Annotated in this window: 1 protein-coding gene and 1 pseudogene; both read right to left on the bottom strand. The window is 77.8% G+C overall.

The genetic code is table 11. The annotated features are described in order from the left end of the window. Positions 1-1095, bottom strand: a 1095-nt coding sequence (locus BG452_RS34265; protein ID WP_188308249.1) for a serine/threonine-protein kinase, incomplete at its 3' end; no start/stop codon positions are given. 289 nt (positions 1096-1384) lie between these two features. Continuing rightward, positions 1385-1754: pseudogene (locus BG452_RS34260) on the bottom strand (serine/threonine protein kinase); the annotation flags it as partial.

The following is a 1754-nucleotide window of genomic DNA, read 5'->3' as shown; positions in this document are numbered from 1 at the left end:
CGCGCGGTCCCGGCGGTGGCCCGGGGCGGTGCGCTGGGCGCGGGACTCGGCGGCGTACGCGGCCAGCTCGTCGGCCGAGGGGCGGCGCAGGCTGGTGTGGGTGTCCCGGGTGGAGTCCGGGGCCACCCCGGGCACCAGCGGGACGGCCGGGCCGCGGCGGCGCTTGTGGACGCCCGGGCCGGCGTCGACCTCCGCGTAGACGGCCTCGCCCGGGGTCAGCTGCTCCTCGGCCGGGGGGCGGCCCTGGGTGGGCACGGCCAGCACCGGCAGTCCGGCCAGCGAGGGCAGCTGCTCGCGCAGCCGGGCGGCCAGCTCGGCTGCGCGCAGCCGGGAGGCGGGGGCCTTGGCGAGGCACTCGGAGATGATCCGCCACAGCCCGTCCGGCAGGCCGGGGATCGGCGGCACCTGCTCGGTGACGTGCCGGCGCAGCACCGCGCCGGTGTGGCCGCCGCCGAACGGGGTGGAGCCGGCCAGCAGCTCGTACAGCACGGTGGCGAGGGCGTAGATGTCGACGGCGGCGCGCGGCTCCAGGCCCTCGATGATCTCGGGGGCGAGGTAGTCGGGGGTGCCGATGATCCGGGTGGCCCGGGTGCGGCGCGGGGCGTCGACCAGGCGGGCCACGCCGAAGTCGGTGAGCTTGGCGCGCGGGGCGCCGCCGGGGCCGGGGGCGGCGGCGAGGTCGAGCAGCACGTTCTCCGGCTTGACGTCGCGGTGGACGATCCCGGCCGCGTGCGCGGCCGCCAGGCCGTCCGCGACGTCGGCGATGACCGAGGCGGCGACCTGCGGCGGAAGGGCGCCGTCCCGCTCCAGCCGGGAGCGCAGGTCGGTGCCCTGGACCAGTTCCATCACCAGGGCGAGGTCGCTGCCGTCCACGACCATGTCGCGCACGCCGACCACCCGGGGGTGGTCGAGGCTGGTCAGCGCGGTGCGCTCCTGGACGAAGCGGCCGACCAGCACCTGGTCGGCGGCGAGGTCCTCGCGCAGCAGCTTGACCGCCACCGGGCCGTCCGGCCCCTCACCGAGCCAGACCGTCCCGGCCGAACCCCGGCCGATGACCTGGTGGACGGTGTACCGGCTGCCGATCTTGCGTGCCAATGCTGCTCCGTGGGCGGCGCGGGAGCGCTCCGGGGGTCCGGGCGCGCTCGGTGGGGCGGGACAACAGCGACCAACCTACGCGCCCGAACGCCCCGCGCGGGCCGCCTGGGGGCCGTGGAGCGGGACTCTGGGGCGAGAAATCTCGCAGATTGTCGACAAAGCGTCAATCCTGGCTTCCGGACGGGGTTCGGACCCCCGGTCAGCCGCCGGGGCGGCCCGCCGCGCCCCTTCGGCGCCGCCCCGCCACTTCCCGCCGCCGCCTCGCCGCCTCCCGCCGCCCGGTGCCGCGCTACGAGCCGGAACTGCCGAAGACGCTGGTCACCCAGCCCCGCGCGGTGTCGAACCAGCCCACGACGTTGTCCCAGTAGTGCGGCAGCGGCGTGAAGTTCCACAGCGCCAGCGCGGCCACCGCCAGCACCAGCAGCACCATCAGACAGCCCTTGAGGCAGCCCAGCCCCGGGATGTACATCCGGTTGCGGCTGCGCGGCCGGCGCTCGCGCGGCGGCGCGCTCTCCCGGCGGGACGGCTCACGCGGCTCCTCCCGGGGCGGGCGGGGCTCCCGGTACTGCGGCGCGGGCGGCTCGGCCCGGCGGGTCACCGGGGTGGGCGGGGGCGGCGGCGGGTAGCCGCCCTGCGACTGGCCGTACCCGGCCGGGGCC

Source organism: Streptomyces sp. CBMA123 (genome assembly GCF_014596465.1).
Lineage (GTDB): Bacteria > Actinomycetota > Actinomycetes > Streptomycetales > Streptomycetaceae > Kitasatospora.
This window is presented reverse-complemented; position numbering and strand designations above follow the sequence as displayed.